This is a genomic window from Arthrobacter sp. P1_B11 (assembly GCF_056406715.1).
In genome coordinates, this window is the sequence record NZ_JBFTZQ010000004.1 from 94,871 (window position 1) to 108,393 (window position 13,523).

13 protein-coding genes and 2 pseudogenes are annotated in these 13,523 nt (G+C 62.9%); 6 read left to right on the forward strand and 9 right to left on the reverse strand.

What is annotated here, in order from left to right; genetic code table 11:
* Nucleotides 1-14: 14 nt before the first annotated feature.
* The 4 genes and pseudogenes from AC1D14_RS04965 to AC1D14_RS04980 all read right to left on the reverse strand — a co-directional run.
* Nucleotides 15-233 carry a helix-hairpin-helix domain-containing protein gene (locus tag AC1D14_RS04965; protein WP_230116690.1) on the reverse strand — a complete coding sequence of 73 codons (219 nt, stop codon included), beginning with the start codon at nucleotides 231-233 and terminating at the stop codon, nucleotides 15-17.
* Nucleotides 234-266: 33 nt separating this feature from the next.
* Nucleotides 267-827, reverse strand: a complete 561-nt coding sequence (locus AC1D14_RS04970) for a hypothetical protein (protein ID WP_230116691.1) — start codon at nucleotides 825-827, stop codon at nucleotides 267-269.
* A gap of 111 nt (nucleotides 828-938) precedes the next feature.
* Nucleotides 939-2,912, reverse strand: coding sequence for a 1-deoxy-D-xylulose-5-phosphate synthase (gene dxs / locus AC1D14_RS04975; protein WP_476968146.1), 1,974 nt, complete (start codon nucleotides 2,910-2,912; stop codon nucleotides 939-941).
* Nucleotides 2,913-3,332: 420 nt separating this feature from the next.
* Nucleotides 3,333-3,561 (reverse strand): annotated as a pseudogene (locus AC1D14_RS04980) (IS110 family transposase); the annotation flags it as partial.
* 595 nt (nucleotides 3,562-4,156) lie between these two features.
* Here AC1D14_RS04980 and AC1D14_RS04985 point away from each other — a divergent pair.
* Nucleotides 4,157-4,351 carry a hypothetical protein gene (locus AC1D14_RS04985; protein WP_476968147.1) on the forward strand — a complete coding sequence of 65 codons (195 nt, stop codon included), beginning with the start codon at nucleotides 4,157-4,159 and terminating at the stop codon, nucleotides 4,349-4,351.
* A gap of 585 nt (nucleotides 4,352-4,936) precedes the next feature.
* Here the strand turns inward: AC1D14_RS04985 and AC1D14_RS04990 are convergent.
* Entirely contained in the window at nucleotides 4,937-5,140 is a 204-nt protein-coding gene (locus AC1D14_RS04990; protein ID WP_476968148.1) for a cold-shock protein, read from the reverse strand.
* 1,782 nt (nucleotides 5,141-6,922) lie between these two features.
* Between AC1D14_RS04990 and AC1D14_RS04995 the strand changes: the two genes are divergently transcribed.
* Nucleotides 6,923-7,318 (forward strand): hypothetical protein, encoded by a 396-nt coding sequence (locus tag AC1D14_RS04995; protein ID WP_230116695.1) that lies wholly within the window; start codon nucleotides 6,923-6,925, stop codon nucleotides 7,316-7,318.
* 140 nt (nucleotides 7,319-7,458) lie between these two features.
* On the opposite strand, the gene AC1D14_RS05000 is transcribed toward AC1D14_RS04995, so the two are convergent.
* The 4 genes and pseudogenes from AC1D14_RS05000 to AC1D14_RS05015 all read right to left on the reverse strand — a co-directional run.
* Nucleotides 7,459-7,881, reverse strand: a complete 423-nt coding sequence (locus AC1D14_RS05000; RefSeq protein ID WP_476968149.1) for a hypothetical protein — start codon at nucleotides 7,879-7,881, stop codon at nucleotides 7,459-7,461.
* On the reverse strand, nucleotides 7,853-8,152 hold the full coding sequence (locus AC1D14_RS05005; RefSeq protein WP_476968150.1) for a DUF4193 domain-containing protein: 300 nt from the start codon (nucleotides 8,150-8,152) through the stop codon (nucleotides 7,853-7,855). The genes AC1D14_RS05000 and AC1D14_RS05005 overlap by 29 nt, the downstream gene beginning before the upstream one ends.
* Before the next feature lie 323 nt (nucleotides 8,153-8,475).
* Nucleotides 8,476-9,369, reverse strand: coding sequence for a phenylacetate--CoA ligase family protein (locus AC1D14_RS05010; RefSeq protein WP_476968151.1), 894 nt, complete (start codon nucleotides 9,367-9,369; stop codon nucleotides 8,476-8,478).
* A gap of 275 nt (nucleotides 9,370-9,644) precedes the next feature.
* A pseudogene (locus AC1D14_RS05015) lies at nucleotides 9,645-10,001 on the reverse strand (HAD-IC family P-type ATPase); the annotation flags it as partial.
* 159 nt (nucleotides 10,002-10,160) lie between these two features.
* Between AC1D14_RS05015 and AC1D14_RS05020 the strand changes: the two are divergent.
* From AC1D14_RS05020 to AC1D14_RS05035, 4 genes are all read left to right on the forward strand, one after another.
* The gene (locus AC1D14_RS05020) at nucleotides 10,161-10,529 is read left to right on the forward strand and encodes a GyrI-like domain-containing protein (protein WP_476968152.1); all 369 of its coding nucleotides are present in this window, start codon (nucleotides 10,161-10,163) and stop codon (nucleotides 10,527-10,529) included.
* A gap of 68 nt (nucleotides 10,530-10,597) precedes the next feature.
* Nucleotides 10,598-12,013 carry a DUF5129 domain-containing protein gene (locus AC1D14_RS05025; protein WP_230116700.1) on the forward strand — a complete coding sequence of 472 codons (1,416 nt, stop codon included), beginning with the start codon at nucleotides 10,598-10,600 and terminating at the stop codon, nucleotides 12,011-12,013.
* 77 nt (nucleotides 12,014-12,090) lie between these two features.
* Nucleotides 12,091-12,564: a universal stress protein gene (locus tag AC1D14_RS05030; RefSeq protein ID WP_230116701.1), complete on the forward strand. Its 474-nt coding sequence runs from the start codon at nucleotides 12,091-12,093 to the stop codon at nucleotides 12,562-12,564.
* Nucleotides 12,551-13,417, forward strand: a complete 867-nt coding sequence (locus AC1D14_RS05035) for a universal stress protein (RefSeq protein WP_230116702.1) — start codon at nucleotides 12,551-12,553, stop codon at nucleotides 13,415-13,417. Before AC1D14_RS05030 ends, AC1D14_RS05035 begins: the two co-directional genes overlap by 14 nt.
* The last annotated feature ends 106 nt before the right edge of the window (nucleotides 13,418-13,523 follow it).

The following is a 13,523-nucleotide window of genomic DNA, read 5'->3' on the forward strand; positions in this document are numbered from 1 at the left end:
AGCCAGGGGCCCGCTCAGCTGGCGGCAAACCCCAGCCCGTGCTCGTCCAGGGCGTCCTGCAGCTGGGCCATGGTTTTGGGGCACATGCCAGGCAGCTCTGTCATCTGCCGCATTCCGAGCTGGGCGAGCTGCTCAAGCGTCTCAACGCCTGAATGGGCCAGCACCCTGCGGGCGGGCGAGGCAATGCCCCGGGGAATCGGTGTTCGGCCTGGCTGGACTGACTTCTTTGTCATGGCGTTCTGCCTTCCATTGAGCTGCGGGCTTTGTTAGAGGGTGAATGCTGTGGCTTGCTTGGGTGAATGCTTGAGTTTCAGAACTGTCGGATCGCTGAACGGGGCTGCGCCGATGCTCAGCTTGGTGAAGTCCAGGTCCTCACCGCGGATGCAGACCTTGATGGCGCTGACGGCTTTGTTGACATCCGGGCAGAGGCAGAAGATGTTCAGCTTGGAGTCGCTGAATTCGGAGCGTTCGACCGTCCCGAGGCCGCGCCAGGCAAGGTGGCTGATCAGGGCATCCTTGGCCTTTTCTTCGAGGTACCGGTCCCGGCTGGTGCCTTCCCGGGTCTTGAGGGCGTACTGGGCAACTACCCAGAACTGCTTTTCATCCGCAATTTCGGCATAGCCGTCTTCGGCGCACTGCACGGCGAAGGCATCCATCAGGCGCTCTGCTGCCTCGGCGTCCGGAACGTCAGTCTCATCGGTCTTGCTCTGGTGCCCTACGGCCCCGTGGTTCATGACGAACTGGCTGTAGTCCTCGTCGTACCAGGCCTCCCTGAACTGGAGGGCCCCTTCTTCGTCACGCTTGTAAACCCGGATAATCCCGCTCATGCCGCTCTTTTCTGGATCGCCCGCGGTCTGTTGCCGCCGAACGGTGGATGGTGGTGGGCCTTCATGGCCTGAAAACTCGGTGGTGGCCGGTGCGAACGCCGTGCGGAGCCCTTAAAGAATGGGCAGGCTACCGGTACTGGGATGTTCCTGCCCCGGCAGGGGACGTGCGAAAGGCACCTTGGTTCCCAGAACCTGCGCCACGACGTCGTGGGTGATCTTTTGGGCCGTAAGGCCCACCCGTTCAAGGACCTGGCTGCGGGTGCCGTGGTCCAGGAAGTCGACCGGGAGGCCCACCTCGTTCAGGGCGGTGTCCACCCCGGCGGCACGCATCTCCTGGCGGATCCGGGAGCCGACCCCGCCGGCCCGCACACCGTCCTCGATGCAGACGACCAGCCGGTGGTGGGACGCGAGTGCCACGATGGAGCGGCGCACCGGAAGGACCCACCGGGGATCCACCACTGTGGAGCTGATCCCCTGGGCGCCCAGCCGGTTGGAGACATCCAGGGCGAGCTCGGACATGGCGCCGACGCTCACGATCAGGACGTCGTTTTCGGTGGATCCGCTCGGCCGCCGGGCCAGGACGTCAACGCCGTCGCTCAGCCTTTCCAGTGCCTCGACCTCCGCGCCGACGCTTCCCTTGGAGAACCGGACCACGCTGGGCGCGTCCTCGATGGCGACGGCTTCCCGCAGTTCCTCCCGGAGCCGTGAGGCATCGCGTGGCGCCGCCAGGTGGAGCCCGGGGACGATCTGGACCATGGCCATGTCCCACATGCCGTGGTGACTGGCGCCGTCCGGGCCGGTGACGCCCGCGCGGTCCAGGACGATGGTCACGCCGGCTTTGTGCAGGGCTACGTCCATCAGCAGCTGGTCGAACGCGCGGTTCAGGAAGGTCGCGTAGATGGCGACGACGGGGTGGAGTCCGCCGAAGGCCATTCCGGCCGCCGAGGTCAGCGCATGCTGCTCGGCGATTCCGACGTCGATGACGCGATCGGGGTGTCGCGCGGCGAACTTGTGCAGGCCGACCGGGATGAGCATGGCTCCGGTGATGCCGACAACGTCCTGGCGATCGTCCGCAATGTCCGCAATTTCAGTGGCGAAGACAGACGTCCAGGACTGGGCGGCTGCACCCTCCGTGGGTTCGCCGGTCTCCGGATCGATGATGCCCACTGCGTGGAACTGGTCGGCTTCGTGGGCGCGGGCGGGCGCGTAGCCGTGGCCCTTCTCCGTGATGGCATGGACAATCACCGGTCCGGCGTACTGCTTGGCCCTGGCGAGGGCGTGTTCCATGGCCTGCAGGTTGTGGCCGTCCACGGGTCCGATGTACTTCATGCCCAGGTCCTCGAACATGCCCTGGGGCGCCCACCAGTCCTTGATGCCCTTTTTCATGGCGTGCAGGCTGCGGTAGGTCAGCTGCCCCAGCGGGCCGCCGTTCTGGAGCTTGTGCTTCCACCAGTCGAGCGTGCCTTCGTAGGCGGGCGCGGTGCGGAAGGAGTCGATGGTGGGGCGCAGTGAAGCCAGGTAGTCGGCGAACCCGCCCACGGTGGGCGCATAGGAGCGGCCGTTGTCGTTGACCACAATCACCACGCGCCGCCGCTTGTCAGCCGCGATGTTGTTGATGGCTTCCCATGCCATGCCGCCGGTCAGGGCGCCGTCGCCCACCACCGCCACGACGTAGCGGTCGCCGTCGCCGGTCAGCTGGCGGGCGCGGGAGATTCCGTCGGCCCAGGACAGCGAGGAGGAAGCGTGCGAGCTTTCCACGATGTCGTGCTCGGACTCGGCCCGGGCCGGGTATCCGGACATGCCGCCCTGCTGCCGCAGGGTACTGAAGTCCTGGCGCCCGGTCAGGAGTTTGTGGACATATGACTGGTGCCCGGTGTCAAAAACGATGCTGTCGCGGGGCGAGTCGAAGATGCGGTGCACGGCCATGGTGAGTTCCACGACGCCAAGGTTGGGTCCGAGGTGTCCACCGGTCTGCGAGACGTTGCTGATCAGGAATTTCCGGATGTCGCCAGCCAGCTGGTCCAGCTGAGCTGCCGACAATTTGCTCAGGTCCTGCGGGTTCCGGATGGTCTCCAAGATTCCCAACGGCCCCTCCCTTCGGTGGTAGACGTGCCTTTTAACTCTAACGCCTCCGGCAAAGCAGCCGCGCAGGTCATCTTTCGGTCAGAGGCAGGCGGCTGTCATGCGAAGGACAAACGAAACGTTCCAGATTCCCCGGGAGTCGCGGCCTCCCGGGGACTATCCGCTAGTTCGCGGAGATCTGGCGCAGCACGTACTGCAACATGCTTCACCAACTTTTGAACCCATATAAAATGTCAGATTTCCTTGCCAGTGAATGTTAAAACAGGAGGTGGGTCTCCTTGGGAGCAGCGATTTCGCTGGTCAATGGCGTCTTCGTGCTATCCAATGATGGAACGGGCGCGAACATAAAGCCTATCGTCCGGGTCGTGTGTGGACGGGCGATCAGGTCCCGCGGAGCCCATCCGCTAGGAGATCAACCGACGAGGCCCCGTAAGTCGCGGCACCTTCGATGACCCAGAAGGTGTCGGCATCCGCGCCGGTACGGCGGGCGACCCAGTCAACGGCCCGGTTGATTCCGACCGCGTTGGTGGGAAATTCCCGGGTTTCAAGTAGTTCGCCGCTGGTGGAGGATTGGGTAGACATGGTTGCGGGCATGTGTGTCGACACCTACGACAAATGGGTGGGCATGAGCGACGATGGACATGGCGGTCACGGCACCTTTCCGAAGAGCGATGGACATGGGTCAACGGCCGTCATCAGTCCGGGTAGGAGTCACGTCGGGACAGCACTGTGATGGGTCATGCCCCGCCATAGGGTGGACAATCTTATGATCAAGCTACCGAGGTGGGCCGGAATGGTACGGCCACCCACCCCAAGAGATGGACAAGTCCACAACAAAACAATCAAATGTCAATGATTGTATGAGTCACATCTTCGGGGGCCGGGCGGCCAATAGCCATCCTGCCAGCCAGTCCCGGACCAGCCATGATCAAGACTCACAGTGATTGTACTGGTCGATGAAGTCCTGGTCCGTCAGGTCGCCATCGACGGTCACCGGCTTCAGGTAGCCAGGGCCTGGGCCGCCGGAACAGCGGAAGCCGCAGCCCAAGCTTGGGGCTGAGAACGCGCGGCCGCATCGGCTGAGTTGTCGGGCCCACTGTGCGGTGACCGCCTCCGGCAGCGTCGCAGCCCTGTACGCACTTCATCGGCGCGGCCCTGAGCCTGGGTCTGGCTGACTTTGACGCAGCGATGCTGAAGGACGCCCGCCGCGGCGCCTGACACAGGCTGTCGCCGCGTGGCTCTGTGAGATGACAGACTTCGACGGCGTCACTCTTGCCTCCCGCCACGGCGCCGATCTCCACCTCTGGGCCGTGTTTGAGCGTCCGGGCGATCCTCCAATCACACCGAACATCCAGGATGTGATGATCGATAAGCTGCAACACGACAGTCCTGAATTCAGCAAGGCCTTCCGTCTCCTCGGACTCCAATGGGAGAACGGCTGAAGCTCTTTCGAACCAGCTGAACCGGGGCGAGCCGCCCCGCTGACCGATTCTTCCCAGCCGGGGCTGCTGCACCCACGCTCGCAGTAGCCACTTCGGTGTCAGCGTTCAACGGAAGAACCGCCATCGGTACCTGGTTAGGCGCATCCGCGCTCGAATCGACGCTGGGGGTTGTCGCCCGCTGACCGTCGCCATCGTCATGGCCGTGCTCCGTCTCCTGGCGCTCCTGGCGCTCCTGACCATGACCCTCATGCGGGCAACCAACGAAGCGAAGACAGGCTCCAGCCACTAACCGTCCTGTCCACCTGTCGTTCCCCGTACACCGTTGCGATTGGTGAGAACCGCCGATTGGTTTCCGGAAGCCGGCCGTGCCCACGACGACGTCTAACAGGGGAAGCCACCGCATATGTCTCGTAAGCCTCGGCCTGCGAGATACGTCGGCCCAGCGTCAGTCCTCGGAGGCCGGATGGAGTAGTTCGAGAGCGAATAATCACTTTTGCCAGTAGGCGCGTGGATGAGGGCTTACTGCAGGGAAACTTCGAAGAGAAAAGCTGACGGTTTCCAGCCGGCCAGCTTCCTGAGAACTACCTAGAGCGGCTGGATGTTCTCCGCCTGCGGACCCTTAGGGCCCTGCGTGACGTCGAACTGAACCTTTTGGTTCTCGTCCAGGGAGCGGTAACCGCTGGATGCGATTGCYGAAWAGTGTGCRAACACGTCAGCGCTTCCGTCGTCGGGGGCGATGAAWCCGAAGCCCTTTTCGGCGTTGAACCACTTGACCGTACCTGTTGCCATGCTTRTTTCCTTCACGGGTCGCGGGCCGGATCCGCTTGTCGGATTGCCGTCCCCGCCACTCACACGTTGAGCCTATGTGTCACTACCGGTGCGGGCAACAGATTGGTCAAAAAGCGGAACCTGGATGAAGCGTCAACTGCCCACGGAGCCGGCTGCTCCGGCGGTTCTGGGCCGACGGCCGTCAGCGATGAGCCTCCTCTCGACACTGCGCTTCCGGTGGTCGACCCCGTAAACCCTCGCGCAAGCTTTACCGCCGCTCCCCCGCGGATTTTGACGGGCCGATAGTGGACGTTACGTCAAGTAAGCCATAGTTAGCTATCGGTTTGTTGTTGGGTGTGCCCGGTGACGAACTGGTGCCGGTGTCGCACTTCACCGCCACGAGGGCGATAACTATAGAAGCGGATCCTGAGTTGGTTTGGCCTTGGCTGGTGCAGGTCGGCTTCAAAAGGGCAGGATTCTATGCATACGACCTGCTTGACTCGCCTGGAGAGCCGAGCGCCGAAACGGTCCTGCCGGAGTGGCAGGACCCCCGCCTTGGAGACGTTGCAGCCCCAATGACCAGCGAGGCCGCTCCCTCGACCTCTTTCACAGTAGCCTCGCTTCACAGGCCTGATTCCATCGTCTGGTCAAAGCCCGATTCCACGTGGGCCTGGCAATTGACCAAACTCCCCAACGGTGGGACCCGGCTCGTAACGCGACTCAAGCAGTGTTATCGCCCCGGCCCCTCCCTGATCCTCACCGTGCCCCTCCTGGAGTTCGGGGACTTCCCGATGACGAGGAAAATGCTCCTGGGAATCAAGGCGCGGGCTGAGGCAACGGCATCTGCTTCGACGCAAGGTAACGCCAAATAGTCGAGGCGCCGCTGCTGACCGTCTGGCACGACGCGCCACTGCCGGTGCGTTAGGTCTTTTCCACTGCGCGGAGATAAAAGGAAGGAGTGGAGGGCAAGGATTTGACGAACACATCGAAAGGAGGAACCAACAAGGCTTCCAACGCTTTCGGGCCGGAATACCCTAAAGCAACTGCCTCCGGCTGTGTTCCTCTTGACGGCATGGGAAAAACTCAGATGGCCCTTCGGGCAGTTAAAGTCTTTCATACTCTCGCCTGGTTTAGCATCGAGGCCTGCATGGTCTATCTGCTCTATGCGGGGTTCCGTGGGAAGACCGACAGGCGAGCGGCAACTGCTGCTGCAGTTGTGGCTGGGGAGACACTGATCTTTGTGGGCAATGGCTTCCATTGCCCCCTAACCCCCTTGGCCCAACGCCTGGGCGACCCAACAGGATCCGTCACAGACATCTACCTGCCGCGCTGGTTCGCGCACAACCTGCCGGCCATCCATGTTCCTTTAATCGTCCTTGCTATAGCCCTACACAGACGGAATTTCAGGAAGCAGCGACGCAACCCAAGCGATTCCCAGGCAGCTAGAAGCGTGCGAAACCGGCGGGACCCAGCTGACAGGCAAAACGGGCGCGCCGGTTTAGGGCCTTCCCTCATCCCTAAGGTGCCGAAGACCTCTGATTTGGAGCCCCCTCACCGATATCGCCGACAAATTGATCCTGCTTTGGGCCTGTTCCGGCTGAGGTCAGCCAGGACCCAGATTAAGCGGTCCGGCCCATGACCTGAGGCCTCGCAAGAGAGTGCGAGTGCTGGCTTTGTAGTCCGCCTCGGAGGCTCTCCACCTACAGGGATGTAGCTGCAAGGGGTCATTTGACCCTAGGCCAGCCTCCGGCCCCCTGCGAGGCTGAAATCACTAATCACCCAATAGGCACGGAAGGTTTGACGATGTTCACGCTTCGCACCCTCGGGGGGATCGCACTGCTATTGGCCGGAAGCAGCTGGCTCTGGCTTACTCCCACTTTCGCTACTCGCGGCCAGGACACCTCCGGGGCCTTGTGGAACATCACTATGGTTCTTTCGCTGGTAACCATCCTGGGTTTCTGCATCGCAACCTGGGGCTTGTTCGCCCGATGGAGCTGGTGGGAATATGCTGCGCTCATCTCCGCGGCGCTGGGACTTCTCGTCCTCTTGCCGTACTGGTTTGCGGCCGTAGGCTCCGGCGAAACAATCGGAACGACCGCATGGAATGCTTTCGTGCACGTGATGATGGTCGCTCTCGTGGCGGCGCTGTTGCTCGTGCCGCCGCTAGAGCGGTGGGTCGACCAACAGGTCATGGGCTAAGAGACATACGCAATCAGCGCGGCCCGCTGGTTCCAACCGTTCTTCCAAACCAGTGACCCTCTCCGCACCGTGGTTCGAGGGTTGGAAGGGATCAGCAGTAAGTCCCCATTCAAGCGGGAGAGCAGAAAAACCCCAAGCCGTTAGCTACTCTTTTCGACCGGCCGGTACTTGTCACCAAAGGCGACCAGGGAGCTCTGGAGCAGCGTCATGCTGCCCAGTATGTCCACTGGCCGGGAACGGGAGCTGGCCGGACCGGGCAGCGGGCTGACCATCCACGCAGCGAACACGTTATGAGGAATCTTCAGGCTCATCGCCTGGTCAAAGAGCCGCAGAACGGGCTCGTGAAAGAGCCTGTTTTTGAGCTGGAATCCCGGGCAGAATGTGCCCTCCCCGATGAACACCCCGACTGTACGGCGCATGGCCTCAGGATCGCCTACAGCCTGGAAGTGCGCCTCCAACTGGGATACAGGCGGCAGGGTAAATTCTTCACGGATGCCGTCCCAGATATGCTCCGGGACGGCCGGCCAGAACCGCTCAGCCAACACACTCGACGCAGTAGCCATGGCCGTCCTTCTCGCGCGCCTTCTGCGAACGGTGGCGGACCAGGAAGCAGGACCAACAGGTGAACTCATCGTCAGCCTGCGGGATGATCTGAACGACGAGCTCTTCGGCAATGAACTCGCCACCAGGGGTTAGGCCGTCCAGGGTGTCAGCCTCGTCGAGCTCCTGAACCACGGACTTCGCGTCCGGGGCTTTGGYGGACTTCAGGGCCTCCAGCGAGCTTTCCTGGGACTCCTTGACGTCGGTGCGCAGTTCATCGTAATCGGTTGCCACGGAGGTGCATCTCTTTCTGTTGAGGGGGTTGCCGGTCCTGCAACGTACAGGACATCGGAAGAATTCCCCTAAAAGAGCGGCGCTGTCATCTCGATGCGACGGGCGTGCCCGGGCGGCACGGAGAAGCGTTCCAAATTGGGCGATCTGGTCCCCGCTGAAGGACATGCACGAATCCGCTTCCGACCCATCGGTCAGTCTCTTCGGCTACCAGAGCCAGGTCACGCCCTGGTCGCCCGTGTCAGTTTCAGAAGTTGACTGCCGAATGTCAGAAGTTGTGTGCACTCCTGAGACGTCGAAGGTGCTTCCTTGGGCTGGACAACTGCTCACATGTCCCTACTGGCAGGTAAGGATCGTACGAAGGGTGCCTTGCCATCTTCAACCCGGCCTTCGATGTCCTGCAGAAGGGTGAACGAACGTCCGCAGGGGCAGCCCCGTCCCCCGAGCCTTAGTGTGTCGGACATTTCGTAGCGGATCAGTGGAAGGGTCCGGGAAAACAGGACCGTCACGAGGAGTTTTGCCCCGGTTGTTCCGGCCGATACGGGGTTTCCGGCCTGGTCTACGGGCTCGACGATGAGCAGATCATCGTAGATGTGGCGGTTTCGGTAGGTGCAGGGGGATGCGATTCCTGCCGTTTCGGTGGCGGCGTAGACGTCGAAAGGTTTGCTTCCCCAGGCGGCCTCAAGTTTGGAGGCGGTGGGTGAGCGGAGGACCTCGGATGCGGACATGACGCCTTGCGGGGAGATGTGAAGGCGTCCGGCGCGCTGCTCCGCCGCCAAGGGTTTTAGTGCTGATGCGTAGCCGACCAGGATCCTGGGCTGGAACCGGTTTAGCGCGGCGACCGTCTCATCCATGGGTGCGGTGACGTCCAGGCGGAGGGTGGGGACGAGCCCGGAGCGCAACGAGGCACCAACGACGGCGGACTGGTGGGTGGGGACGCGGGAGCTCACCAGCGCCATTTTCAGTGGCCGTGTCAGCCCGGCGGAGATCCCAGCCCAGTCGTTCGCCCTGGCGTAGGAGGCCAGGACTGTCGCCCATTCGGTGCGGTTCCAGACGAAGGTGGAGCTCCGGCCGGTGGTCCCGGCCGTTGCCGCTGCCCACCACTGGCCCTGCCATGGCAGCCCAAGGTCTCCGCCGCTCTCGGTGAGGGCCCGTAGATGGTTTTCCAGGTCAGCGAGCTTCAGGTCCGGTGTGGTGATGGCATCGTCGAAGTGGTCCATCAGGTCCGCTTTCGTTACGGGTGGCAGCTGGTCCATCGGGGCGTCGTGGAGGCCGGCGTGGTGTCGCCGGTAGAACTCGGAGCCGGTGTAGGTTGCACGGCGGAGTTCCTGGTGGCTGTGATCCGGGCGGCGTCCCAGTGGTCCCTCCTTCGCCACGCGGCGCGCAGGAACAGCACCCGGGCAATGAGGCGGAGGCCCATGGCGGGATGCCTAGCGGGTGCCGGCCGGGGACAGCGGCTGGGCTGCATGCACGGTGGTGGCCTCGGGCGTCTCCGGGCGGGCAGCCGCAGCCGTTTGAGCAGGAGGGCGTTGACGGCGACAAGGAAGCTGGAGCCGGACATTGACAGGGCCGCGATTTCGGGGCTGAGTGCAATGCCGGCGAAGGCGAAGACTCCGGCGGCGATGGGGAGCGCTATCGCGTTGTATCCCACGGCCCAGCCCAGGTTCTGGCGCATTTTGCGCAGGGTGCCTTTGCCGATCCGCAGGGCGATGGGCACATCGAGAGGGTCCGAGCGCATGAGGACGACGTCGGCGGTCTCGATGGCCACCTCGGTGCCTGCGCCGATCGCGATGCCGAGGTCGGCCGGGGCCAGGGCCGGGGCGTCGTTGACGCCGTCACCGACCATCGCGATACTTCCGCAACGCATTCTTTAGCTTACGTCTCGTGCCATTCGGCCCTGTCGGAGACTAGTTCCAGATGGGATCTTGTCCTTGTGAATACCGTGCACACAGAACCCGGAATGCTCCACATACCTGAGCAGCAGACTGCTGTACTTCGCGAGAGGGTTCCGATGGCTGCCCTGACTGAATTCTTCGGTCGTGCGTTCGCTGCCGTGGCAGCGGAGACCGAAGCGCAGAACGTCCAACTCGCCGGTCCGCCTTTTGCTCTCTACCGCGGAACACCCACCCAGACAATCGACGTTGAGGCCGGTTTTCCGATGGCTGGCACTGGGAATGTCGTTACCAGCACCCTTCCAGAGGTAGACGCTTTCGAGACGATACACGCTGGAGCTTACGACACCTTGAACAGGACCTACGCGGCTCTTCAGGAACAGATAAAAGCGGCAGGACGAACCCCTTTGGACACGATGTGGGAATACTACTTGACCGGTCCATCGACGGAGGCCGATCCCTTGAAATGGCAGACAAGAATCGTTTGACCGGTCGCCTGATGCGTCGGCGGTTTCTGCTTCAGAGACCTTGGTGGAAAAGTATCGGGCTGCTGCTGATGGGTGCCCTGCTGGTTGCCGGGGGCCCCACAGCCCTGGCTGCTACACCGGTGGACATTGTTGTGGAGGACCGGGCGGGAGTTCTTGACCGCAACACCCTCGACCCGGCCATCAGGGCGATCGAGTTTCATGAGCGCACCAAGGTGGCTGTTTACACCTACAACGGCAGCGCCGCTGACAATCTGAACGAAGAAGTCCTTCGCTTCGCCCGAGGCGAACACCCGGAATGGATCAGCACCGACGGGCAGAAGTGGGCAGACGGGCTCTTCATCTTCGCCCTCGACCCCGTGGGCCGGCACGTGGGTACCTACATGGGCGAAGACCGCAAGGTTTCCCTGGAAGAACGCGACGACATCCAAAATGCCGCAAAGGACCTCCTGCGTGATGCGCAATGGACAGACGGAATCGTGGCTGGTGTCCGGCGCGGCGCTGAACTGATCAACCAGCCCTGGTACCAGTCGGCTGCCGTCGTCATCACCGCCTGGATAACCTGCGTACTCGCCGCGCTGGCCGCTGCCGCTTGGGGGATCGTGCGAGCGGTGACAAGGTCCCGCAGCCGTAAGGAGATGGAGCGGGGAGACCGGAGCTACGTCAGCGTAAGCACGGACCTGGACGTCACTGAACTCAATGCCGGCACCATCCCCGAGTCCTCCCGTTACGGCAGCAACGTCCTGGAGAAACATCGCACCTTCCTCAACCGATACAACGCCACCACCGGCCTGGCCAATCGGGTACACGCCCTCACCCCGAAGACCCTGGGCCGCAGGTCCGGCCTCCAGTTGGTACAGGAGTACGCGAACGCGGCAGCCGAACTGGACGCCCTGGACGACGTCATCGCCGACAGCAACGCGTTGCTGAACCTGGCCAGTACCTGGCCCACAGCTTGGGACCGGCAACTGGCACCGTTCCGCACCGACCTCGCCGGGCTGGAACAACTGCTCACCAAGCATCACGGGCAAGGCGGCTCCGCCACGGCCGCAGCACTCAGGTCTTTCCGGGACGAAAGCCTGCACAATATCGAGCGGTGGACCGCCGAACTCTCCGACGGCTCCATCACGCCCGAAGCTGCGCTGGACCGGTTACGCGATGCCCGGACCCAGCTGTCGGAGCTCTTGAAAAGCCATGCCGAAACGGTGATCGAAGGTTTTGCCAAGACCGAGAAGGAAGCGAAGCTAATGCGCAGGGAGATGGAAAACGCAGAGGATGGCCTGGACCGACGCCGGCGGCGGCAGTACGAACCCAGCATCCTGGGAACCGTCTATCCGTCCTACTACTTCTTCTCCGTGCCGGCCTTCAACTCCGGCCTGAACACCGGCGTTGGCAGCGTCAGCACTGCCAGGGGCGGCGGGGGAACCACAGGATATGGCAGCAGCGGAGGGAGTTTCTCCGGATCTGGCAGTTCCTCCGGTTTTTAGGTGGCTTTTGGCCCTGTTGACGTTCAGTTCGACCCCTCAGTCTGATAGCAGCAACGAAGCCATGAAGGGAAGCGGCCATGGAGGAGTCAGCGTCAGAGGGTGGCAGGTTCGTGGTGGGGGTGGACGGATCGGAGGCCTCGGTGGAAGCCCTTCGGCAGGCCCAGCGGCTCGCTGTTCCGCTGGGCGCCGAGGTGCTGGCCACCGCCTGCTGGGAGGATCCCCAAGTTTACGCGGGATACGTGGCGATGGGCATCGACCGTTTCGAGGAACGCGTGCGGATGGTCCTGCAGGAGGCCGTGGAACAGGCCGCCTTCGGCCAAGTGACTCCCCCAAACGTCCTACCGCGGGTGGTCCGAGGCCATCCGCGTGATTCGCTCATAGAGGCCAGTCGGCGTGCCGACATGCTCGTCGTCGGCAGGCGCGGTCATGGCGGATTCGGCGGCCTGCTCCTGGGGTCCGTCAGCTCCGCCTGTATTGCCCACGCGCATTGTTCGGTTCTGGTGGTTCACAGCCCCAATAAGGAAAGGAAGACCAGCAGTGAGAAATTCTAAGCCGATCGCCGTTGCAACCAATGAGTCTGCCCAAAGCCAGGCGGCTGTGAGGTGGGCTGCAGCCCGGGCCGCACGCGCCGGTGTGCCGTTGGTCATCCTTCATGTTGTAGACGACCGCTGGGTCGCGAAGCCTGTCTCCTGGACCGGGACTCTGGTGGAGATGGGCGGCGAACTGCTGGACGCCGCGGCCGGGCGGGTTGGCGGCAGCGTTCCGATTGACATCACCACCAAAGTCCTCGAGGGAAGCATCGCGGGCGAGTTGCGCAGGTATTCAGGCAAGGTGTCGATGCTCGTGGTGGGATCCGGCTCCGCCCACTTGGGTGGTTCGTTGACGGACCGGGCCCTGCAGGTAGCCGCCGCCGCGAAGTGTCCGGTTGCCGTGGTCGGAGCCGTGGAGACAGAAGGCGGGCGGGGCGTCGTGGTGGGGGTTGATGGGTCGGAAGAATCCACGCAGGCCATTGCCTTCGCTGCCGCGGAGGCGGACCGGGAGGGCCAGGAGCTCACGGTGGTTTACGCCTTCAGGGCGCCCGACCGGTCGATCGACAGTGGATTGCTCACGGAGAACCTGGCCCAGCGAATTGTGGACGAAGAGCAGGTAGTGCTGTCCGAAAGCATCTCCGGCCTCGGTGAGGATTATCCGGACCTGGTGGTGCACGAAGTCCTGGAAACCGACATGGAGCCGGCGGAGGCGCTGGTGCAGGCCGCCGCCGGTGCCCAGATGCTGGTGGTGGGAAGCCGGGGCCGGGGCGGTTTCAAACGGCTTCTGCTCGGTTCCACGGCCCACGCGGTTCTGACGCACCTGCCGTGCCCTACTGTGATAACCCCTATTCAACGCAGGAAGCATAAGAAGTAGGAGCCCCACAGCATGCAAAGCAACACTTCAGGACAGGAAAACAGAAGTCCTGTAGGCGATGTAAGGCGCGAAGCTGCCCGCGTGGGCCAGGATCAACGTGATTTCC

Bases quoted from the DNA above. Each gene is read 5' to 3' on its own strand.
- AC1D14_RS04995 (WP_230116695.1), top strand. From the start codon at position 6,923: ATGTTCACGCTTCGCACCCTCGGGGGGATCGCACTGCTATTGGCCGGA.
- AC1D14_RS04985 (WP_476968147.1), top strand. From the start codon at position 4,157: ATGACAGACTTCGACGGCGTCACTCTTGCCTCCCGCCACGGCGCCGAT.
- AC1D14_RS05025 (WP_230116700.1), top strand. From the start codon at position 10,598: ATGGGTGCCCTGCTGGTTGCCGGGGGCCCCACAGCCCTGGCTGCTACA.
- AC1D14_RS04965 (WP_230116690.1), bottom strand. From the start codon at position 233: ATGACAAAGAAGTCAGTCCAGCCAGGCCGAACACCGATTCCCCGGGGC.
- AC1D14_RS05000 (WP_476968149.1), bottom strand. From the start codon at position 7,881: ATGGCTACTGCGTCGAGTGTGTTGGCTGAGCGGTTCTGGCCGGCCGTC.
- AC1D14_RS05010 (WP_476968151.1), bottom strand. From the start codon at position 9,369: ATGGACCACTTCGACGATGCCATCACCACACCGGACCTGAAGCTCGCT.
- AC1D14_RS05030 (WP_230116701.1), top strand. From the start codon at position 12,091: ATGGAGGAGTCAGCGTCAGAGGGTGGCAGGTTCGTGGTGGGGGTGGAC.
- AC1D14_RS05020 (WP_476968152.1), top strand. From the start codon at position 10,161: ATGGCTGCCCTGACTGAATTCTTCGGTCGTGCGTTCGCTGCCGTGGCA.
- AC1D14_RS04970 (WP_230116691.1), bottom strand. From the start codon at position 827: ATGAGCGGGATTATCCGGGTTTACAAGCGTGACGAAGAAGGGGCCCTC.